The organism is Phenylobacterium sp. (assembly GCF_037189685.1).
Lineage (GTDB): Bacteria > Pseudomonadota > Alphaproteobacteria > Caulobacterales > Caulobacteraceae > Phenylobacterium.
Genome location: NZ_JBBCIT010000042.1, coordinates 19,082 through 41,212 on the forward strand (window position 1 = coordinate 19,082; position 22,131 = coordinate 41,212).

At 70.3% G+C, this 22,131-nt stretch carries 10 protein-coding genes; 4 read left to right on the top strand and 6 right to left on the bottom strand.

The genetic code is table 11. From position 1 onward, the window contains the following. Positions 1 to 30: 30 nt before the first annotated feature. The 6 genes from WG212_RS21160 to WG212_RS21185 form a co-directional block, all read right to left on the bottom strand. Positions 31 to 1,494: a pilus assembly protein N-terminal domain-containing protein gene (locus tag WG212_RS21160; RefSeq protein WP_337189099.1), complete on the bottom strand. Its 1,464-nt coding sequence runs from the start codon at positions 1,492 to 1,494 to the stop codon at positions 31 to 33. Positions 1,495 to 1,695: 201 nt separating this feature from the next. Further along, the gene (locus tag WG212_RS21165; protein WP_337189100.1) at positions 1,696 to 2,148 is read right to left on the bottom strand and encodes a hypothetical protein; all 453 of its coding nucleotides are present in this window, start codon (positions 2,146 to 2,148) and stop codon (positions 1,696 to 1,698) included. Between the two features lie 100 nt (positions 2,149 to 2,248). Beyond that, positions 2,249 to 3,904: a glycosyltransferase family 4 protein gene (locus tag WG212_RS21170; protein ID WP_337189101.1), complete on the bottom strand. Its 1,656-nt coding sequence runs from the start codon at positions 3,902 to 3,904 to the stop codon at positions 2,249 to 2,251. A gap of 39 nt (positions 3,905 to 3,943) precedes the next feature. Beyond that, a complete protein-coding gene (locus WG212_RS21175) occupies positions 3,944 to 7,126 on the bottom strand; it encodes a CHAT domain-containing protein (RefSeq protein ID WP_337189102.1) in 3,183 nt (1,060 codons plus the stop codon). Then, positions 7,123 to 10,851 carry a filamentous hemagglutinin N-terminal domain-containing protein gene (locus WG212_RS21180; protein ID WP_337189103.1) on the bottom strand — a complete coding sequence of 1,243 codons (3,729 nt, stop codon included), beginning with the start codon at positions 10,849 to 10,851 and terminating at the stop codon, positions 7,123 to 7,125. Before WG212_RS21180 ends, WG212_RS21175 begins: the two co-directional genes overlap by 4 nt. 17 nt (positions 10,852 to 10,868) lie before the next feature. Next, complete coding sequence (locus WG212_RS21185; RefSeq protein ID WP_337189104.1) at positions 10,869 to 12,611, bottom strand: ShlB/FhaC/HecB family hemolysin secretion/activation protein; 1,743 nt, start codon at positions 12,609 to 12,611, stop codon at positions 10,869 to 10,871. 278 nt (positions 12,612 to 12,889) lie between these two features. Here WG212_RS21185 and WG212_RS21190 point away from each other — a divergent pair, with 278 nt between their 5' ends. Genes WG212_RS21190 through WG212_RS21205 form a run of 4 tightly spaced genes read left to right on the top strand, consistent with a single transcriptional unit; the run spans position 12,890 to position 22,125 of the window. Next, complete coding sequence (locus WG212_RS21190; RefSeq protein ID WP_337189105.1) at positions 12,890 to 14,194, top strand: multiheme c-type cytochrome; 1,305 nt, start codon at positions 12,890 to 12,892, stop codon at positions 14,192 to 14,194. After that, positions 14,191 to 16,143 (top strand): heme-binding protein, encoded by a 1,953-nt coding sequence (locus WG212_RS21195; protein ID WP_337189106.1) that lies wholly within the window; start codon positions 14,191 to 14,193, stop codon positions 16,141 to 16,143. The genes WG212_RS21190 and WG212_RS21195 overlap by 4 nt, the downstream gene beginning before the upstream one ends. A 2-nt stretch (positions 16,144 to 16,145) precedes the next feature. Then, a complete protein-coding gene (locus WG212_RS21200; RefSeq protein ID WP_337189107.1) occupies positions 16,146 to 18,143 on the top strand; it encodes a hypothetical protein in 1,998 nt (665 codons plus the stop codon). Between the two features lie 37 nt (positions 18,144 to 18,180). Then, positions 18,181 to 22,125 carry a hypothetical protein gene (locus tag WG212_RS21205; RefSeq protein WP_337189108.1) on the top strand — a complete coding sequence of 1,315 codons (3,945 nt, stop codon included), beginning with the start codon at positions 18,181 to 18,183 and terminating at the stop codon, positions 22,123 to 22,125. The last annotated feature ends 6 nt before the right edge of the window (positions 22,126 to 22,131 follow it).

Genomic DNA, 22,131 nt, shown 5'->3' on the forward strand with positions numbered 1-22,131 from the left:
TTCCCACGAGTCCCGCGCAGGCGCGACAGGTCAGGTGCGGCGGAACAAGCTCCGCACCTTGCCGCCGATCCAGCGGGCGGGCGGCGCGAGGATCGCCTTCACCTCGGCGAACAGGCCCCGGGCCTGCCGGCGGGGCGCGGGATCGGGCTCCGCCAGGAGCGTCGACGCCACGGCGGGCGGCGTCTCGACAGGCGGGGTCCCGACAGGCGTGGCGGCGGCGACGCGAACCGCCTGTGCGGACGACCCCGGGTCGTCGAGGTGGGGAGTCACGAGGATCGCCAGTTCCCGGCGTGCGTCGCGGGTCTGAACCGTGCGCAGGAAACCGCCCAGCGGAGGCGCCCGCGCCAACCCAGGTGAAGACAGCGATTGCTCACGCCGATCCTCCTGGAACAGGCCGGCCAGCATGAAGGTCTCGCCGTCCCGCAGGTCCGCCGTGGTCGCGACGCGGCGCACCATCAGCGCCGGAACCTCGACGCCGAAGATCGAGACGCCGTTCTGCGGGTCGGGTTCGCTGGCCTCGGCCAGGATCTCGAGGCGGATGGAGCCGTTGGAACGGACTTCGGGCCTCATCTTCAACGCCACGCCATAGGGGCGGAACTCGATGATGACCTTCTCGCCGTCGTCGGGGACGGGAATGGCGAGTTCGCCGCCGGCGTGGAACTGGGCCTCTTCCTTCGAGTGTGCGACGAGGGTCGGTTCCGCCAGCAGGCGGGCCTCGCCCGAGGCTTCAAGGGCGCGCAGCGCCGCCTGAAGGCGATGCTGTCCGAGATGGGTGTCCAGGGCGGCGTTCAGGACGGCGGGTGTCGGGCTGATTCTCCCGGTTCGCGCGGCGATGGCGGTATGACCGTCGTCCAGGGAGATCCCGGCGCCGACCTCGCGCAGCCGCGTCTGGCTGACCTCGACGATCCGGACATCGATCCTGACGGTCGCATTGCGCACCGCAAGCCGGGAGACGACCGCGTCCGGCGCGGTCGCCTGGGCTAGTTTGAGCGCCGCCTCGGCTGCGGCGGGGGAGGAGACCTGGCCTTCCAGGAGAAGGCCTGACGCCAGGGCGGTCACGGCGATCTCCTCGTCGGGGAGGGCGAGCGCCAAGGTGTCGCGTACGGCCTGGGCGTCATAGCCGACGCGAACGTCCAGCGTCTGGGTCAGGCGGCCGCCGGTGTCGTAGACGAGGAGGTTGGTCGTGCCGAGCTCACGGCCGATCAGGTAGATCTCGCGGGCTCCCGCCTGGCCGGCTTCCAGCAACTCGGGCTGGCTGACGACGATGCGTCCGACCGGGCCGTCGGCGCGCAGGGCCAGGGTCTTGTCGAGGGATGCCTCGATCACGGCCTGCGCAGGCGCTTCGGGCGCCAGGATGTCGTCGTCGGGGAGGTCGTTGGCCTGCGCGACGAGGGGCCAGAGCGCGCAGGCCGCCGCGATCCCCGCCAGATGGAGCAGGGCCCGGACCGCCGTGGCGGCGGCCTCCAGAGAGCGAGCGGCGAATCTGCTGCGCATCCGCGCAAGACGTCACAGCCGGTGTTCCGGCAAGCCTAACGGACGTGGTTTCCGGGGGATGAACACCGGACCGTTCAGGACGGTCGAACGGAGTCATCGGGTAGAGAGAGGCGGCGGAACTCCCAAGGTCCGCCGCCGAACTTCACGTCATGAAGTTCTCTTATTTCGCTGTATATACTGGAAAATATGGAATTTCCGACGTCAAGGCGTGTCGGACTTCTCCAGATAGGCGTCGAGGGCCTGCCGGGCCACGGTCTTGCAGCCGCTCGATTCTGCGGTGCGGACGATATCGTCCAACGTCGTGAGGCTTTCGATGGCGGGGCAGATGCCGCCGCGCCGAGCCCCGAACGTCCGGCCCACCGGAGGCGGCTCGACCAGGGCGCGCAGCGTCTCGAACCGGGCGGCGTCGGCCGCCGCCACGCGGGCGGCGGGCAGGGTGGCGCCGCTGGACGCCCCTCTCAGGGTGGTCACTTCGCCCGAGGGCCGCATCACGGTGATGGTCTTTCCCACGCCCAGCGGCACCCGCGCCCCGGCGTCGAACGCCTGGCCGCGCTTGATCGCGGGATCCGTGGAGTTCACCACGATGTAGTCGGCCGCGACGGCCGCGGTTCCGCACGCTGCGGACAGGACCGCACCCAAGAGAAGTCTACGCATCAGCTCATTCCCGTACGACTTGGTAGATCGTGGACGCCCCAGTCCGGCCACTAGCACATCGTGCTCTTGAACGGTACCTGAACGACGCGACCTGACGCCCTCAGTTACGCAACTGCGCGATGTCCAGACGCACGAAGCCGAACTTCGCCAGCCAGAGGACACCGCGCTCCAGGAACGGGCGGCGGTCGGGCGGGGTGTCGCGGAGCAGTTCGCCCACGGGACGGGGGCCGTGCTCGAGCGCCGCCATCAGGACCTCGAACTCGGCGTTCGACGGCAGGCGGGCCGCCGGGTTCCGCAGGCCGGGCGTCTCCATGAGGAAGGCGGCCTCTCCGGGCGCGAATGGCCGCGCCAGCGACAGGATGTCGGATGGCCCCAGCGCGCGGGTCGGATAGCCCGCGAACATCCGGAAGGGATCGGGACGGTAGGGATTCTCCAGGCCGGGCATGGGCGGGGCGGCGCGCCGGCGGCGGGAAAGTTCGGCCCAGAGCGCCTGGTATTGGGGGATGACCGCGCGCCAGTCGAAGACCTCGCGGGCTCGCGCCCGTCCGGCGGCCCCCATCCGCGCGCGAAGGTCGGCGTCTCCGAAGAGGGCGGTCAACGCGTCCGCCGTCCGGCCGACGTCGACCGCGGTCAGCAGCGCGGTGGCGCCGGCGTAGTCCTCGTAGGATGTCATCCGCTGGGCATAGGCGTAGACGAGATCGGCCCCCAGGCCCGGCCGGGGCTGCATCGTGGGAATCCGAAAGCCGTCGACGCCGTCGCGGACCGTGTCCTTGTAGCCGTCCCAGTCGCTGACGACGCAGGGCAGGCCTGCGGCCATCGCCTCGACCGGCGTCAGCCCGAAGGTCTCCTGAAGGTTGTCGGACAGCGACAGGAAGACGTCGGCGACCGACAGGATGCTGTCGCGGGTCTCGGCGCCGGTGTCGCCGGCCAGGCGGATCTGGACGTCGGGGCCGAAGGCGGCCGCCGCGGCCCGGAAGGCCTGCTCCTCTTCGACCTTTCGGGCGCCTCCGAACAGCACCCAGTAGACCGGCCGCCCGAGGCGCTGCGAGGCCTGCTGGAGCGCAAGCCCCATCGGCGTCGCATGCATCTTGGTGGTGAGGCTGAAGCGGCCCATGTGGAGGGCCGTCGGCGCGTCCTGGGGGATGTCCAGCGCCTCACGCCAGCCACGGCGCGCTTCGGGATCGAGGCGGAAGTCCGAGGTATGGACGCCCAGGGGAATGGTGACGAGCTGGACCGGCGGAATGCGCGTGGCGCCGAACCTTTCCTGGAAATAGTCCGCGACGCCTTCCAGCAAGGATTCCACGGCCTTGCGCCCGGCATCTGATGTGCAGATCAGGGCGTCCCAGGGTTCGAGCGGCGCGAGCAGGAGCCCCGCCATCTCGTCGAGGATATAGGCTTCGGCGATCGAATGGGTGACTCCGGTCAGGGAATAGGCCGCCCCTCCGAAAGCCCGACGCGCCCAGGCCTCCCCGCGCAGTTCGGGCGTGGGGATGTAGAGGGCGCCCGCCTCGGCGACCTGACGCCGGTCGGCCCTGCCGAACCACCGGATGGGGCGGCTTGTCCCGCCCAGGCGCGCGACCAGGGCGTCGAGTTCGGACTGTTCCTGTCCCCGGGCGTTCCAGAAATGGAAGGTGTCCACGTCGGCATGGGCAAGAAGGCCGCGCAGGAAGCCTTCGCCGGCCGAGTTGCGGCCCATCGGATGGGGAATCGCGGCGTCGTACGGCTCGGTGCTGAACAGGATCGCTGCGTTCGTCATGCCGCGCTCACGGCCCCGGCGCCTGCCGGCGCCAGGGACTCAGTCCGCAGACCCGCCGGCCGCGGGTAGCGGACGGGAGCCGTCGCCCACGATCGTGAAGGGGGCCCAATAGTAGGGGTGCGAGAATTCCGGGTCCTGCTGCAGCGTGAGCTGGGAACGGGTGAGCGCCTGGGCCTGTGATGTCGCCTCGGCCGAGAACATGCCCGTCATCAGCTTCACGGTGGCCACCGAGTCCACCGACCAGTGCGAGACGATCAGCGAGCGGCCGCCGGCGTAGATCACGGCGCGGGTGAGCCCGCCCAGCGCCTCGCCGCCGCCCTGCAGGCCCGTGGCGGACGGGTCGGCGCCCGCGCCGCCGGTGTCGCAGGCCGACAGCACCACGAGGTCGGCGTCCAGCTTCAGATCCAGGATTTCGCTGGTGTCGAGCAGCCCGTCCGAATCGCCCGATCCGACCGAGGTCATGAGCGCAGGTTCCGGCAGGCAGGCTGAGGGCTGAGGAAGCAGGCCGTGGGTGGCGAAGTACAGCACCTTGTAGTCGGAGAGGTCGTTCCGCGCCCTCAGGGAATCGTCGGTGAAGGCGCCGCCGACGACGACGTGCGCGTCGCTGGCTCCGCCGATGCTGGCGCTCACCGCGCGAACCTCGTCGGCCGTGTCGGGCAGCGGCGGCATCTGCAACAGCGCCAGACGCGTGTTTTCGCAGATGTCGGAGATGTCGCGCTCGGTGCGCAGGCTGACGCCCCGGCGCACGACGGAGGAGTAGGCGCGGGTGTCGGCGCGGCCCGGCGTCAACGGATCCGCGAAGCCCAGGAAGCTCTGCTTGGCCTGCGAGGGCGCGAACGCGCGCGACTGCATGAAGCTGGCCGCCGAGAGGACCAGGGCGGAGTCCACCTTCGCGCCGAGCCACGCCACCTTGCGATAGTCGGGTTCGCCGTTCCGTCCGGGCGTGGCCGCCACGGCGGCCGGGTCGGACGTCACGAGAGCCGCCACCGGCAACGCGATCAGCGCGCCGTCGGGCTCGTAGATCAGGTGGCGCGCCGCCATGACATCAGTCGCCACGGGGCCGAACAGTCCCTGGAACAACCTGTAGGCCTCGGCGACATCGAATGGCGGCAGGGTGTCCTCGGCCTCGAACGGGGCGCGCAGGCGGCGCACCGAGGCGCCGGCCGTCCCCCGATTGAAGTCGATCGCGTAAGGTTCTGCTTTTGTAGGAGAAACGAGCAGCCCATAGCCGCGATCGTCGAGCAGCAGGATCTTGACGTACACCTCCTGATCCCCCAGCGCCTTCTGGAGGTCGGGCAGGGCGGCCTGGGACGACACGAGCTGGGCGTAGCGCGGGTTGGCGGCCAGGAGCTGAGCTTCCAGGGCGTCGGCCTGCTGCTGGAGCGACGAGAGGCGGCTTTCCAGGTCGGCTCGGTCGCGGCCGGTCGCATCCCCCGGCTGGAGGCCGGCGATCTGGGCCTCGACGACGCGGAGCTCGCGTCGTGTGTCCTCCAGGGCCCGGACCAGGCCCGTGACGGCGCTGTCGCCCGAGGCGACGCGGGCCGCGAGCTTGGAGACGGTCTGGGCCGTGGCGTTCGAAACCACGCTGGACGCGGCGTTGAAGAAACGGGCCTTGTAGTCGTCCGACCGGGCGGGGTCGGATCTGATGCGGCGCAGCAGCAGGTCGAAATAGGGTGCCGCGTCATCGGCCGAAGCGCCCAGGGCGCCGCGCTGCTGCTGGAACAGCTCGAATGCGCGGGCGTATGAGGCGAGGGCGGCGTCTTCCTGGCCAGCGGCGATCTGGGCGCGACCCAGGTCCAGGAGCAGGCCGCCCTCGGCGGCGGTTGCGGCGTGCCGGAGCCTGACCGTCCGGATGGCGCCCTGATAGCGGGCCACGGCGCGGCCGGGCTGGCCGTCGTCCAGGTCGAGCTCGGCGAGATCGGCCTCGATCCGCGCGCGAAGCCAGATGTTGAGCGCGCCGCTGGCCTCGGCGCCCGTGAGGAGGGCGGAGGCGCGATTGAGCGCGGCGCGGGCGCCGGCGCCATCGCCCTGGGCGGCCAGGGAAGATCCCACCACTTCCAGCGCCTGGGCGTCCTGTACGGCGAGACGGTCGGACAGGGAGACGCGGCTGCCCCCCAGGATATCGCGGCCTGCCGGGCGACGGTTCAGAGCCTGGGACAGTTCGGCGCCGATGGCCACATCGCCGCCGGCCTCGCGCGTCGCCGTCGGGCCCGTGGGACCCAGCCCCTGGGCCGCGCGCACAGCCTGGTTTGCGTTCAGGGCGGCCTGGCCGGCCTCCACGGCCTGCGCGAATCGGCCCGCGTTGCGCAGGTGCAGGGCGCGGTAGGTCCTGGCCTGGGAGGACAGGAAGGGATCGTTGGCGGCGGCGACCAGCGGCTCGGCTTCGCGGAAGTGACGGTCGGCCTCGGCGAAGCGGCCATTGTTGGACACGTTCAGCGCCAGGTTGAGCAGCGCCTCGGCCTGTTCGGCCGGGGGCGCCCGGCGGGCCTGGGCGTCGGCGACGAGGGCCTGGAAGTCCGTCTCGGCCTGCTCGAACCGCCATTCGTTGTTCTGGACGTACGCGCGCGCCCTGAGGCGTGAGGGATCGGCGGCGGCCGCGGCCTGCGAGCGGGCGAGGCCGCCGGTGGCGCCGCCGAAGTCGGCCGCGATCTCGGCGCTGGCGGCCGAGGTCTGCACGTCGGAGGCGGCGGGGGGCCTGATGGCGCCGGCGACGACCTTCAGGCCGGTCTCCAGGATGTCGGCGATCTGGGCGGGGCCTTCCGCGGCGTAGTAGCCACCGCGCCGCTCGGACGCATAGGCGAGATACGGCGCCTGGCCGGCGACGCTGCGACAGGCCCGGCGCGTGACGGCGCCCAGGCCGGCCAGTTCCTCGCTCTTCCCGGCTTCGCAGGACGCCCGCGTGGCCAGCGCCGATTCCACCACCTGGACGTCGTCGGCGCGAGGCATGACGTAAAGGCGACCCAGGCTGCCTTCCCACCCGCGGCACCGGATGTTCCAGGTGCGCCGCCCGGCCGCCTGGACGGACGGATCGTCATAGTCGCGGACCGCCTGGCAGACGGCGCCGCTGGCGGCGCTCTGGCCCAACGGGATCAGGTCGGCCCGCGTCTGCGCCTTGGCCGGCGCCGGCAGGATCGCGACTATGGCGACGGCGCCCAGGACAGCTCCCACGAGGGTCGACGCGGCCAGAGCCGTCGGAGTTGGGGCGAAGCTCTTGCCGGTCATTTCTTCTGCCTACGCTTGCGCCAGATTTCTTCGCTGCCCGCGCCCGTCGTCACGGGGTCGGTCACGATCTCGTCCGGGCTGGGCGACGCCACGCCCAGGATGACTGGCGGGTTGATCAGGTTCTCGGAGGAGAGGGCGTCCAGCAGGCCCTCGGCCGAGAGATCGTTGTCTCCGGACAGGGCGTCCCGAATCCTCAGGATACCGTCGCTGACGCCCGAGCCGCCGTCGCCCGATCCGCCCGAAGCGAGCAGGGGGCACATCGATGTGCCCACATCGCAGCTGTTGAAGCGGTAGGCTGCGCCATCGGGCTTCGAGATCTCGACGCCGGATGCGTCCAGGACCACGAAGGTCAGGGCGTCGTTCGCATCCGGCCCGGTGAGCGTCCTGCCGTCGGGGCCGGCGAACGCCCCCCACAGCTCCACCACCTTGGGCGGATCGATGATCAGGGCCGGGCGGAACTGGCCCGTGAAGAAGAGGCCGACGGACTGGGCCGTGCCCGAGGGGGCGGCGTTCTGCTGGACGACCTTGTTCTCGGCCGAGACTTCGAGGCGGCCGGCGGAGACGTACACCTTGAGCAGCTCGGCGCCTTGCGGCGCCACCCCGGCGGGCATGCCCGCGGCGAGATCGATCCCCTCGACCGGCGTCCTCTGGATGAGGGAGATGAAGCGCGGCGACCCCATCAGGATGTCTTCGCGGGCCGCCAGCCGCACCTCGTCGAAGGCGCGGATGTTGGTGTAGTTCCCGCCCTGATAGGTCGCGGCGCCCAGCCCTCCTGTGATCAGGATGGAATCCGGGCGCCAGTTGAGGTCTACCGCATCGCCGATCCGCAGCACGCCGCCGTTGGACGAGGGTGCGGCCAGTCCGTTCACGCGGGCGACGTTCGACGAGCCGACCAGGAAGGTCACCCTGGGCGTCGCCGAAGGACTGACCGTCAGGTCCAGCAGGGTGAGGTCGCCCCGCGAGCCGCCGGTCGTCAGGCCGGCATAGACCCTCACCTCGTCGGAGGCGCGCAACTGGCCGAAGTCGTTGTTGTCCAGCACGAAGCCGCCGGCGCCGCCCGCGGCTCCGCCCACCGTGATCGCGCCGCTTCGGGATTCGATCTGGATTCGCGGGGCGGTGACGAGGCCCGTCAGGTCGAGGTCGCCCACGGCGATGCGGACTACCCCGGCGGCGGTCGTCTGCGCCAGGGTCGCCTTGCCGGCCACGTCGATCGTGACGTCGCGTCCTGCGGAGAGGGGTGTTGTCGAGGTGAAATTACCGAGGGAAGTAATTGAAAGATCTCGTGCTACCGGCGCAATAGCCGAGCCGAGCGACAGTGTCGCACCCTGCAGGATCAGGTCGCGGCCGGTGCGGTAGCTGGTCGTCGTCACGCCCCCGCTGAGCGCGCGCAGCGTCAGGTCCTCGCTGGCCGAGACGGCGCCCGCCGTCACGCTGGCGCCCGTGAGCGTGACCGAGCCCGAGTCGGCGCGCACGTCGCCCAGGCGCAGCGCGCCCGCGGCGCTCACCGAGATGTTGCGGACCGCCGAAAGCGCCGTCGTCAGCTCGAAGTCGCCCGTGGTGCTGCCGAGCGAGAGGTCGCGCCCCGCCGTCACCGAGTCGAGCCGGACGGTCGGCGCCCGCAGGGTGGCGTCGCGGGCCGCGACGACCGAGACGAGGCCGGGGGTTTCGCGCACCACCTCCACGATCGCGTCCTGGCCGGCCCTGACCGTGACCGCCGTGGCTCCGGTGACGCCGCCGGTCCCCAGCCCCAGCCGGGCGTCCAGGTTCGACGATTCGACGTGGACCACCCGACCGTTCCCGGCCGTATCGGGATTGCCCACGAACCCGACGCCCACTTCGTCGGGCGCGGCGCCGGTCAGGGTGGCTTCGCCCAGCGAGGCCGTACCGTTGGTGGCGAGGATGTAGATGTCGTCGCCGGCGGTGGCGGACCCCACCGCGGCGTCGCCGTTGGCGGACACGATGTAGAGGTCGCCCGACGTCGTCACCGTCCCCAGCTTCAGGCTCTCGGCCTGGCCGTTCACCCTCGGCGCCGTGATGGTGTTCACCTCGAGGGCGCCGCCCCGCAGGTTGACGTTGGCGCCTGCCGTGATGCTGTCGATCCGCGCCGAAGCCAGGTTCACGGTGACGTTCTGCGGCGCGTTGAGCGAGATGAGGCCCGAGACGGTCGAGTCGCCTTCGCCGAGGACGATGTCGCGCCCCGCCGTCACGTTCAGGCTCTGCGGCGCCGTCACGGCGCCGATCTGGACATCGGTCTTGGCCGATATGGCGCCCTCGCGCGTGACGCCGACACCGGCCAGGAGCACGTCGCCTTCGGTCGAGACGACGTTGAGCGCGCCGGCGGCGACGAGCCCGTTGGCGTCCACCGAGGCGCCGGTGATCGAGACATCCCGATTGGCGGTGATCCGGCCGAGCTCGATGCTGGCGGTGGCGGCGATCCGCGCGTCACGGCCGGTCGAGATGGCGGAGATCGCCGTGGGGTCGAACAGGGCGGCGACCAGGGCGCTGTCGAGGACGACCGCGTCGAGCGGCGCTCCGCTGTCAAACCCGTTGCCGAAGCCGTTGCCGTTGCCGAACCCGTTGCCCGGGCAGTCTCCGCGCAACTCGCAGAAGTCGGGATCGGTGTCCTCCCTCAGGGTCGTGGGGTCCTTGAGCTCTTCCAGGGGACGCAGCCAGGGCCGCGGGCTGACCGGGCCCACATTGCGGATGTTCAGGTCGCGCGACGCGCTGGCCTGGTTCAGGAAGATCTCGGTCTCGCCGACGCCGGCGAGGCTCTCTCCCGGCAGGCGGTTGGCGATGCCGCCGCCGCCGGAAAGCACGATATCGCCGCCCTCGGCCTTCGCGGCCGTCGCGGTGATCATGCCTTCGAGGTTCACCACGGCCTTGGTCGCCGTCGTGGGATTGACCGCGGCGACGAAGACGGCGTTGGCGCGTGTGGCGCCGGCCAGGTCGATCAGAAGGCGGTCGTTCGAGCCGTCGCCGGCGCTCGGCACGATGAAGTCGACCAGGTCGAAATCGCCGCCCGCGCCCGGCGCGAGTCGGAGCTGGTAGCTGTCGGCCGCGCCATAGAGCACGCTGCCGTCCGGAGCCGACACCAGAGCGTTGGCGCGCGTGACGATGGTCGGGCCTGTGAAGGCCGCCACGCCCCCGTGCGCCGTGACCCTGGCGTCCGAGAGGACCCACAACCTCGCCCCGGGCAGGACATCGCTGCCCTTGAACGAGAACAGGGTGTTGGACGGGTCGAGGAACGCCGAGGTGTCGGGCGTGCCGAGCGAGACCAGGATGCTGCCGGCGTCGATCTGGGCGCCGCGGCCGAAGATGATGCTGCTCTGGGAGGCGAACCAGATGTTGCCGCCATAGGCGCCGCCGACGCGGCCCTCGACCACGCCTTCGATCTTCGAGGCCGCCAACCCGGTGATCCGGTTGAGGACGATGCCGTCACGCGACGCGAAGTTGAAGCTGACGGTCTCGTTCGGGAAGACGTCGAAACTGCTCCAGCTCAACACGGTGCGCGGCGCGTTCAGCGTGACGTCGATCCGCGTGTCCCCCGTGACGATCGTCGGCAGGCCGCCGCCCGGATTGACCTGGGGCAGGCCGCCGACCGGCAGCGCCGCCGACGGCGTCGGCATGAGGGAGTGGGCGCTGGCGAGGACGCCGCACAGCGCCGTGCGCGCCAGGAGAAAACGGCGTCGGGCCGACGATGCGGCGGATCGGGACGTCGTCGGCATCGTTACTCCCCTGCGCGTCATAGCAGGCTCGCCGTGAGCTGGATCAGGACACGATCGCCGCGGCGCGGGCCACCCGGCCGGGTGGCGTCCAGCGGGTGGGCGTACGTCACTTCGAGGTTGGCGCGGTTGAACAGTCGGAAGATCGCCCCGACGCCCACGGACGTCAGCGTGCGATCCTTTTCGGCCAAGGTGAGCGAGGTCTTGTTGTTGACCACATGGCCCACGTCGAAGAAGGCATAGGGCGCCGCCTGCACCTTCGGGTGAAACTGGTGGGGGCCGTAGCGCAGCTCGAACGCCCCGGAGAGGCCCTTGTCGCCCAGCGCAGCCGCCGGATCGTAGCCGCGACCGACCGTCAGCCCGCCCACCGAGATCTGCTCGTATGGCACGAGCACGTCGTCGGAATACTGGGCCTGGCCCCGGAACATGCCCGTGAGCCGCTCGCCCAGGACGATGTCGGCGCCGCCCTGGACTTTCAGCACCCAGGCGTCGGGCTTGCCCGCGAAGCGGCTGAGCAGAGGATCGCCGCTGTCGCTGCCGCCGAGGATCGAGAGGCCCTTGCGAAGCGCCACGCCTCCGCGCAGCAGCAGCGGGCGCCCTGAAAGTTCGGTCCGATAGTCGCCGTCGGCGCGCGTGTAGACCACCCTGAGCTGGTCGTGGCTCAGTCGCGCCACGCCGCCGAAGTCCGTCTTCTGATCGACGACGTCCAGGCCGCCGGTCAGGTACAGGTTCCGGTTGCGCGAGCGCAGCAGCGGATAGGCCGTCTCGATATTGCCCACGAGGGACTTGCTCTGGAGATCGACGGGCGCGAGCGCGCCGCCGGGTTCGCTCTGGCCGTAGGTGACGGACGCGCGGCCCACCAGGCCCTCGGAGCCGAACCGCGCGGTCTCGGCGAGCTGGACCAGCCACTGCTCCTTCGAGTCGAGCGTATGGAAGACGGTCAGCGCCGTGCTCTCGCCGTATGGGGTAAAGCCGGCGAACTCCGCGCGGAGCAGGCCGCCCCAGCGCCCGACCGCCTTCGACCCCGTGTTCTGGACATTGCCGAACACGGTGGGCTGTTCGCGCGCAACGGTGAGATCGATGTCCACCGCGCCCCGTTCCGGACTGGAGGAGGGCCGTATCGCGGCGCGAACCCGCACCCCCGGCGTGTCGGAGGCGAGGAGCAGGTAGCGCTGGGCCCGGGCCATGTCGAACGGCTTCATCCCGCGGAGCTTCTCGGCGTAGCGCTCGATGGTTTCCTGTACGGGGCCGACGTCGCCGCGGACGCGGACGTTGACCACGTGGGCCTCGATCACCTCCAGCACCAGCGCGCCGCCGCTGATCCGCTGTTCCGGGATCTCGACCCGCGCCAGGACGCCGCGATCGAAGATGATCCGCGCGGCGCGGTCGCGGATGGCGCAGACGACCGAGACCGGCTGGCTCCGGCCGAGATACTCGGCGTAGGCGCCGCGCAGTTCGTCGTCACCGAGGGCCGTGGCGCCCCGGAAGGTCACCGCGTTGAGGGTCACCTGGACGTCCGAGGATTCGAGCGGGCAGGGCCCGGGCGGCTCGGGCGCGAAGGCGCTGCCCGCGCGCGGCGGCGGTGGCCGGGAGATGCGGGTGGAAGGATCGAGTTCGGCGGCCGTCACGCCCGGGGCGGTGACATCCTGCGGGGGTTGCGCCTGAGCGAACGCGGGCGGCGTGAGCGCCGTGGTGGCGAGGGCGAGAAGACCGATTCGCGGCGCAAGGCCGGCGCGCCGCAAAGCTCCGCGAGCCTCAGCCATACCCCACTCCCCCCACAGTACAGTGTCGGGTTGTCTTACCCCCCGCGTAACATGTTGTTAAGCGCCGACTCCCGACAAGCGACGACGCTGCAGAAGCGGGCGCCGGCCGAGTCTTTTGGCCGGAATGCGCCTTATTCAGGCTACCGAAGCAGAAGCGAGACGGCTAAGACTGCACCGAGTGCGCCGGGGGAGAGCCTATGGGGGGAGCACGAGCGTCGCGAGTTATCGGCGCGCTTTGCGTCGCCGCAGCCCTGGCTGCGTGTGTTCTCGGCGTAGGAATGACGCGTAACGCCACGGCGGCGCCCGGTTCGGCGGCGGCTGCGGTGCATGAAGGCGTGGCGTCCTGCGCCGGCTCGACCTGCCACAGCCGCCAGGTCGATTCGGGCGTGAACGTCCGCCAGAACGAGCTCATCACCTGGCAGGACCCCTCCAGCGTCGCCGGCGCCCACAGCCGCGCCTACCGCGTGCTCTACGAAGCCCGCGGGCAGGCGATCATCCGCAAGATGGGCCTGGGGCCCGAGGGCGTGGCGAATCAGTGCCTGGGCTGCCACGCCGACCCGGCGCCCCCCGGTCTGCGGGGCGCACGCTTCCAGCTTTCCGACGGCGTCGGGTGCGAGGCCTGCCACGGCGGCTCGCGCAACTGGCTGGCCAGCCACCGCGCGGTGGGCGGAACGCATGCGGACAATGTCGCGCGCGGGATGAAGGCCCTGGAGAATCCCAAGGTCCGCGCCGGCGTCTGCCTCGACTGCCACTTCAGCGGTTCGAAGCCGGGACAGTTCGTCAGCCACGAGATCATGGCCGCCGGCCACCCGCGGGTGGCGTTCGAACTCGACCTGTTCTCGACCCTCCAGCAGCATTGGGACGTCGACGCCGACTATGTGGCGCGCAAGGGATACGCTGGCGGCGTGAAGACCTGGGCCGTTGGCCAGGCCATGGCGCTGGAGCGCGCGCTGACGCTCTACAGCGAGCCGGGCCGTAACCGCGGCGCGTTCCCCGAGCTCCTCTTCTTCGACTGCCACAGCTGCCATCGCCAGATTTCGGACGATCCCAAGGCGCGGCCCCAGTGGCAGGCCAATCCCGGCCGGCCGATCCCGTCGGGCGCGCCGCCGTTCAACGACGAGAACATGATCATGCTGGCCGCCGCGGCGAAGGTCGTGGCGCCGAGCCTCGCAGCGCGGCTGGAGGCGGATTCCCGGGCGTTCCATACGGCGATCACCCGCGATCGGGCCGAATCCCTGCGGGCGGCGGCGAAGCTCGCGGCCACGTCGCGTGCGCTCTCCGACGCCTTCGCCGCGCGGGCGTTCTCGCGGTCGGAGACGCTGGCCATCGTCGACACGGTTCTCGCGGGCGAACTGGCGCGCAGGTACACCGACTACGCCGGCAGCGCCCAGGCGGTGATGGCGGCGGACACGCTGCTGAACGCCCTGGTGGCCTCGGGACAGGCCGACCGCGCCGCCGTGGCCCGCATCCGACCCAGCCTGGACCGGGCCTATGCCCAGGTCCGCGATCCCAACAGCTATCGACCTGAGGCCTTCCGCGCCGCGCTGACCCAGGTCGCCCAGGGTGCGAGGTCGCTCAGATGAGCGTACGTCGTTGGGCCGTGTTCTCGGCCGCGTTGGCGCTGACCGCCTGCGGAGGCGGCGGCGGAGGAAGCAGCGACGGCGGGACGACCCCGCCGCCCAGCAATCCGCCGCCGAGCGCGCCGCTCTACAATCTGCCGGCCGCTCAGGCCCTGACGGCGGCCGACGTCCAGCAGGTTCTGGCCCAGGCCATCGCGGAGGCGCGGGCGCGCAACCTTCCGGCCGTCATCGCGGTCACCGACCGCGTCGGCAACGTCCTGGCGGTCTATTCCATGACCGGGGCGCGGGATACGGCCACGCTGCGGCCGGGACCGTCCGGAACCAATCTCGACGCGCAAGGTGCGGTCGTGCCCGCCGCCGGGGCGGCCATCGCCAAGGCGATCACCGGGGCCTATCTCTCGTCGGGCGGCAACGCCTTCTCCACCCGCACCGCCAGCCAGATCGTGCAGGAGCACTTCCCGCCTGCGCCGACCACGGTGGGCCTGGAGAGCGGGCCGCTGTTCGGCGTGCAGTTCTCGTCGCTGCCCTGTTCCGACGTCACGACGCGCACCGCCACGGCGGTGACCGGGCCGCGGCGGTCGCCTCTGGGGCTGTCCGCAGACCCCGGCGGCTTCCCCCTCTACAAGGGCGGGGTGCTGGTCGGCGGGGTGGGCGTCATGGCCGACGGCGACTACGGCTTCGACCGCAATATCCTGGACATAGACGACGACGCGGAGGAGGCCATCGCCTTCGCTGCCGCCACGGGCTTCGCCGCGGCCGAAGACATCCGGGCCGAGCGGGTGACGGTGGACGGCACGTCGCTGCGGTTCAGTGACGCCAGCGCCGGCACGCTGCGGACGACGCCGTCCAGCGCGCCGGCCTTCGCCAGCCTGCCGGCCGGGACAGGCGTGTTCACGCCGGTGACCGGCTACTACGCCGGCGGCGGCGCTCTGGCCGGCCAGACCTACGGGACCGAAGCTTCCGGCCTGCGGCTGGCGACGACCGCGGAATTCTCCATCGCCGGCGCCATGGTCATGACCGACGGCGCGGGGCAGGGGCGGTTCCCGATCCGGGGGGGCACCGACTCGGCCGACGGCGTGACGTCGATCTCGGCCACCGAGGCTCGGGCCATCCTGGAAGAAGCGTTCACGATCATGAGCCGGGCGCGGGCCCAGATCCGGCGCCCGCTGGACAGCCGCGCCCAGGTCTCGATCACCCTGGTGGACAGCCGGGGCCAGATCCTCGGCGTCGTCCGTTCCCCCGACGCGCCCGTGTTCGGCATCGACGTCTCGGCTCAGAAGGCCCGCTCGGCGAACTTCTTCTCGGGGACCTTCGCTGCGGCGCAACTCGGCGCGGACCCCAGCGCAGACGTGCAGGGCTATGTCCAGCGCACCCGCGACTTCCTGAACGATCCCGCCGCACTCACGGGCCGCACGGCGATCGCGGCGCGCACGATCGGCAATCTGGCGCGGCCCTACTATCCCGATGGCGAGGTGGGGCGTCCGAACGGCCCGTTCTCACGTCCCATCAGCCAATGGAGCCCTCTGTCGACGGGCCTGCAATCGGCGTTGATCATCGGCAACGTGGTCCAGCACCTGGGCTTCCTGGGCGGCGCCAGCGCGACCGACACGCCTCAGCGCTGCACGTTCCTGCCGGACGTGGCGCCCGGCCAGAACCGGCTGCAGAACGGCATCCAGATCTTTCCGGGCGGCGTCCCGATCTACCGTGGCGACCGGCTGGTCGGCGCCATCGGCGTATCGGGCGACGGCATCGATCAGGACGACATGATCGCCTTCCTGGGCGCGCACAACGGCTCGGCCCGGGCGGGGGGCGGGCTGGGCAATGCGCCCACGGCCGTCCGCGCCGACAATCTGGTGGTCGGCCAGCCGGCGGCGGCGCGCCTTCGCTATGTGAGCTGTCCGTTCGCGCCCTTCCTCGACACCTCCGAACAGAACGTGTGCCAGGGGAAATAGGCATGCGCTCGGTCCCGTTCCTCGCCCTGACCGCCGTCGCGACCCTCGCGGGCCAGGCCCAGGCCGCGCCGGCGGGGCCGCAGACCATCGACGACATCCTCGCGTCGGTCTCGATCGGGGACGCGGAGGCCGCGGCGCCTCTGACCATCGACGACATCCTGGCGCAGGCGCCGGTCGTCGAGCTTGCGGCGGCGTCGGTCGATCTCAACGCGCGGGACGCCGCGGCCCAGGCGCCGTCCGCCGCCGCGCCGGCGCAATCCGAGGCCCTGGCCGGAGCAAATCCCGTCGAAGCAGCTCCGCCCGACGCCGCGCCGCTGGACGGCCGCCGTCGGCCCGGCCGGATCCAGACCTATCCCGCTCCGATCACGCAGGACAATCCGGGCGGTGTCCGGGCGCCGCCGCCCGAGGCGTTTCCGCGCGACGAACTGCCCATCCCCGATCGCTGGCGGCTGGCCGGCGCCCTGGGGGTGACCAAGCCGCGCTGGTGGGATCCCTACAACCAGAACTTCCTGAAGGGCGACATCCCCATCAAGGGGACCCACGACTGGTTCTTCGCCCTGACCGGCATCTCCGACACGGTCGTGGAGCCGCGCAGCTTCCCCATTCCCGTGGGGGTGCAGACGACCGAGCGGCCGGGCAGCATCGACGTGTTCGGCAAGGACACCAGCCTCGTCCTGGCCCAGACCTTCATCGTCGGCGCCGCGCTGATCCAGGGATCGACCGCCTACAAGCCGCCGGACTTGGAGTTCCGCATCGCCCTGGCCGGGCAGTACAACTACGTCGACGTGCCCGAGCGCCGGGTGCTGCACGTCGAGCCCAGCAAGAAGTCGCACCGCAGCGACGCCTTCATCGGCGTGCAGGAGCTGTTCGTCGACAAGCACCTGACGAACGTCTCGGACCGCTACGACTTCGACTCGATCCGGATCGGCATCCAGCCGTTCTCCAGCGACTTCCGCGGCTTCCTGTTCCAGGACAACCAGCTCGGCGTCCGCCTGTTCGGCAACCGCGACAACAACCGGTTCCAGTACAACCTGGCCCTGTTCCAACGGGTCGAGAAGGACACGAACTCGGGCCTGAACGACCTCACCCAGACGCCGCGTGACGACTATGTCGCCATCGCCAACCTGTACCGGCAGGACCTGCCGTTTCCCGGCCTGACCTCGCAGGTGACGGTGATCCACAACCGCAACCGCGAGGCCAACGACATCCAGATCGACGAGAACGGCTTTCCGGTCCGGCCGGCGCTGATCGGCGACCTGCGCGGCCGCGAGTACGACGTCACCTATCTGGGCTACAACGCCGACGGCCGGATCGGCCGGATCAACCTGACGGCCTCGGCCTACTACGCGTTCGGCGAGAGCCGGAACAACATCTTCACCGGGCGCAAGGCCAAGATCCGCAGCTACTTCGTGGCCGCGGAACCTTCGATCGATTTCTCGTGGGCGCGCTTCCGGCTGCAGGGCCTCTACGCCTCCGGCGACGGCGACCCGTATGACGACCGCGAGAAGGGCTTCGACGCCATCTTCGAGAATCCGCAGTTCGCGGGGTCCGACACGAGCTACTGGATCCGGCAGACCATACCCTTTGCGGGCGGCGGCCGGGTGATCGGCGTCAACGGCCGCAACGGCGTGCTGAACAGCCTGCGATCCTCGAAGGAAGAGGGACAGTCGAACTTCAGCAATCCGGGCACCGTCCTGCTGGGCGGCGGCGCAGACTTCGACCTGACCCCGGAGTTCCGGCTGACCACCAACGTGAACCATCTGGCGATGGCCGACACCGCCATCGTCCAGGCCCTGCGCCAGGAAGGCTCGATCCCGAAGTCCCTGGGCTGGGATGCTTCCGTCTCCACCATCTGGCGGCCGAAGATGACCCAGAACATCGTGGTGCGGGCCTCGGCGGCCGTCTTCGATCCGGGCAAGGGCTTCGAAGACCTGTTCGCCAACAGCGAGCGGAACAAGCGATACTATTCCGTCCTTCTGAACGTGATTCTGAATTACTAGGGCCAAGATGCTGAAAAATGGGGCGAAATGGTTGAGGGTGGGAGCGTTCGTCGCGCTGACCATGCTCGCGCCCCTGTCCCTCAAGGCCGCGGAAGGCGAAAAGCCGGTCAAGCGCACATACGTGACCGCGCCAGCGGCCAAGTTCTCGATGACCGATTCGGAAGTGGACGCCGACAGCCAGGGCTGCGTCTCGTGCCACACCGACAGCGACGCCAAGACCATGCACCTGTCGCCGGCCGTGAAGCTGGGCTGCGTGTCGTGCCATGGCGGCGACGCCAAGGTCATCGCGCCCGCGGGTCTGGAGAAGACCGCGCCCCAGTACGTCGCCCTGCGCGACAAGGCGCACGTCCTGCCGAAGTATCCGCAGAGCTGGCATTTCCCCAGCTCGGCCAATCCGAAGGCCAGCTACACCCTGCTCAACAAGGAAGCGCCCGAGTTCGTGCGTTTCGTGAACCCCTCGGACTACCGCGTGGCGCGCCAGGCCTGCGGCGCCTGCCACATGGAAGTGATCGAGCGGGCCGAGCGGTCGCTGATGGCCACCGGGGCCATGTTCTTCGGCGGCGCGTCCTACAACAACGGCATCCTGCCCTTCAAGAACTACCTCCTGGGCGAGGCCTACACCCATCACGGCGAGCCGGCCCGCCTGCTCTCGCCCGGGAATCCGCCCGGCACGGTGACGCGCGAGCAGGCCCAGCGCGGCGCCCTGCCGACCCTCTATCCCGCGCCGACCTGGCAGGTGACGCCGCCGGGCGACGTGTTCCGCGTGTTCGAGCGCGGCGGCCGCAACATCAACAGCCAGTTCGCCGAGGTCGGCCTGCCCAATTCGCTGGGGCAGATCCAGCGCCTGGAGGAGCCGGGCCGGCCCGACATCCGCCAGTCGAACCGCGGCCCCGGCACCGGCCTGCGCGCGGCGATCCCGCTGCTCAACATCCACAAGACGCGCCTGAACGACCCCTTCACCTGGTTCCTGGGCACCAACGACCAGCCGGGCGACTACCGCTCGTCGGGTTGCGCCTCGTGCCATGTGGTCTACGCCAACAACCGCCAGCCGCACGCCAGCCTGACCTGGGCCCAGTACGGCCGCGACGGCGAGAGCCACCAGGCCGACCCGACGATCCCGAAGGGCGAGCCGGGCCACCCGATCAAGCACGTGTTCACCCGGGCGATCCCCACGGCCCAGTGCATGAACTGCCACATGCACCAGCCGAACATGTTCGTGAACACCTACCTTGGCTACACCATGTGGGACTACGAGGCCGACGCGCCGCACATGTGGCCCGAGAAGCAGGCGTATCCGACCAGCGCCGAGATGCGGAAGGTGCTGGACCGCAACCCCGAGGGCGCCGCGCCGCGGGGCAAGTGGGCCGACCTCGACTTCCTGCGCAACGTCTTCGGCCTGAATCGTAAGCTGAAGGACACCCAGTTCGCCGACTATCACGGCCACGGCTGGAATTTCCGCGCCATCTTCAAGCGCGATCGCGACGGCAATCTGCTGGACAAGGACGGCGCGATCATCGCGAACGACGATCCCGAGAAGTTCCACCGGGAAGGCGCGCCCGACTTCACGCCCGTGGGCCAGAACGCCCCCGGCAAGGCGGTCCACATGATGGACATCCACGCCGAGAAGGGGATGCAGTGCGCCGACTGCCACTTCTCGAACGACAGCCACGGCACCGGCCTGATCTATGGCGAGGTGGCCAATGCGGTGGAGATCCGCTGCAAGGACTGCCACGGCACGTCGCAGGCCTATCCGACGCTGCGAACTTCGGGTCCGGCCGCCGATCCCAACGGCAACGACCTCAGCCTCCTGCGGAACCCCGACGGCCAGCGCCGGTTCGAATGGCTCGAGCGCGACGGCCGTCAGGTTCTGATCCAGCGCTCGCTGCTGGACCCCAAGCTGGAGTGGCAGGTCAAGCTGACCAAGGACACGGTCGACAGCACCTCGCCCGACTTCAACGCCAAGTCGGCCCGCGCCAAGCTGATGTCGAGGATCGGCCAGGACGGGCGCCCGTTCTCGTGGGGGCCGGGCGTGGCCAAGGGCGACCTGGCCCACAACGACGAGGAGATGGAGTGCTTCGCCTGCCACACCTCGTGGACCACGGCGTGCGCGGGCTGCCACCTGCCGATCGAGGCGAACTGGAAGACGACCAGCCACAAGTACGAAGGCGAGCAGACCCGCAACTACGCGACGTACAATCCCCAGGTCGCGCGCGACGACATGTACCAGCTCGGCAAGCACCAGACGACGAAGGGCTCGACCATCGCGCCGATCCGTTCGTCCTCGGCCCTGGTGCTGTCTTCGACCAACGTCAACCGCGAGCGGATCTACGTCCAGCAGCCGCCGATCGCCGCGTCGGGCTTCTCCAGCCAGGCGTTCGCGCCGCACTTCCCCCACACGGTCCGCACCGCCGAGACCAAGACCTGCAGCGACTGCCACGTCTCGGCGGCGAACGACAACAACGCGATCATGGCCCAACTCCTGCTGTTGGGGACCAACTTCGTGAACTTCATCGGCCAGAACGCCTGGGTCGGCCTGGAGGGCGGGATCGAGGCGGTGCGGGTCTCGGAATGGAGCGAGCCGCAGGCGGTGTTCGGCAGCTACCTGCACCGCTACGCCTACCCCGACTTCTACAAGGCCCACGTCGACGGGAACAAACGCGAGCTCAAGGACTGGGTGCGCGGGAAGGCGTTCGCCAAGGGCCTGTCGGGCGGCGAGGAGGAGAGCATCGAGGAGATCGCCAACGTCCACCACCGGACGTCGGGCGCGGCCAGCTGCCTCCAGCTTCGCGGCGAGTACATGTTCCTGGCCGAAGGGAAGGGCGGCTTCCGCGTTCTCGACGTGGCCAGCATCTCCAACAAGGGCGTCTCCCAGCGGGTGATTTCGGCGCCGTTCTCGCCCCTGGGCCACGACACCCAGGTGCCGTCGAAGAACGCCACCTGCATGGCGCTGGCCACCAACCAGCCGATCGCTCCGCTGCGGAACCAGGCGATGCAGGCGATGATGGTGAAGGACCTGGCGACGGGCGCCGACATCAGCCTCCTGGACGCCAACCAGGAGCAGAAGTTCCACCCGCTGTACTCCTACGCCGTGGTCACGGATTCCGAGGAGGGCCTGATCCTCGTGAACGTCGACACGCTGGCCGACGGGGAGCCGCGCAACAACCGGCTGAAGCGCGACGTCACCTGGAACCCCGGCAATGTGCTGAAGGGCGCCCGGCACGTCACGCTGGGCGGCCACTATGCCTATATCGCCGCCGAGGCCGGCCTGGTGGTGGTGGACCTGAACGATCCGCTCAAGCCGCGTCACGTCACGACGGTGACCTTGCCTGACGTGCGCGCTTCGGCGCTCCAGTTCCGCTACCTCTGGGTCACCACGGCCCGCGGCCTGGAAGCGCTCGACGTCACCCGCTTGGATCAACCCCGGCTGGTGGAGGGCGCCACGACGCCGCTGGTCGATGCGCGCCGGGTCTATGTGGCGCGGACCTACGCCTATGTCGCGGCGGGACGTGACGGCCTGGTGATCGTGGACGTGAAGAACCCCGAGCGGCCGCGCCTCTATCAGAAGTACGACGCGCAGGGCGCGTTGAACGACGCGCAGGACGTGGTGGTCGCCTCGACCAACGCCTCGCTGTTCGCCTACGTCGCCGACGGCCGGAACGGCATGAAGGTGCTCCAGCTCACCAGTCCGTCCAGCCAGCCCAACTTCTACGGCTTCTCGCCGGCGCCGAAGCCCGAGCTGATCGCCTGGCGCAGGACGCCGTCGCCGGCGCTGGCCCTCTCCAAGGGCCTGGACCGCGACCGGGCTGTGGACGAGAGCGGCTACCAGATGGCGATCTTCGGCCGCCTGGGCTCGCGGCCCTTCAACCGGGCCGAGATGGAGCGCTTCTTCACCGACCGCTGGGGCCGGCCCTATCGGGTGAACGACACCGTCGACATGACGGCCTGGCTGGGGCCGCGCCCGTTGCAACAGGCGACGCGGTAGCTGACC

What these genes read in the sequence shown, in the direction of transcription:
- WG212_RS21200 (WP_337189107.1), top strand. Translation starts at nt 16,146, where the DNA reads ATGCGCTCGGTCCCGTTCCTCGCCCTGACCGCCGTCGCGACCCTCGCG.
- WG212_RS21175 (WP_337189102.1), bottom strand. Translation starts at nt 7,126, where the DNA reads ATGACCGGCAAGAGCTTCGCCCCAACTCCGACGGCTCTGGCCGCGTCG.
- WG212_RS21185 (WP_337189104.1), bottom strand. Translation starts at nt 12,611, where the DNA reads ATGGCTGAGGCTCGCGGAGCTTTGCGGCGCGCCGGCCTTGCGCCGCGA.
- WG212_RS21195 (WP_337189106.1), top strand. Translation starts at nt 14,191, where the DNA reads ATGAGCGTACGTCGTTGGGCCGTGTTCTCGGCCGCGTTGGCGCTGACC.
- WG212_RS21170 (WP_337189101.1), bottom strand. Translation starts at nt 3,904, where the DNA reads ATGACGAACGCAGCGATCCTGTTCAGCACCGAGCCGTACGACGCCGCG.
- WG212_RS21180 (WP_337189103.1), bottom strand. Translation starts at nt 10,851, where the DNA reads ATGCCGACGACGTCCCGATCCGCCGCATCGTCGGCCCGACGCCGTTTT.
- WG212_RS21165 (WP_337189100.1), bottom strand. Translation starts at nt 2,148, where the DNA reads ATGCGTAGACTTCTCTTGGGTGCGGTCCTGTCCGCAGCGTGCGGAACC.
- WG212_RS21160 (WP_337189099.1), bottom strand. Translation starts at nt 1,494, where the DNA reads ATGCGCAGCAGATTCGCCGCTCGCTCTCTGGAGGCCGCCGCCACGGCG.
- WG212_RS21190 (WP_337189105.1), top strand. Translation starts at nt 12,890, where the DNA reads ATGACGCGTAACGCCACGGCGGCGCCCGGTTCGGCGGCGGCTGCGGTG.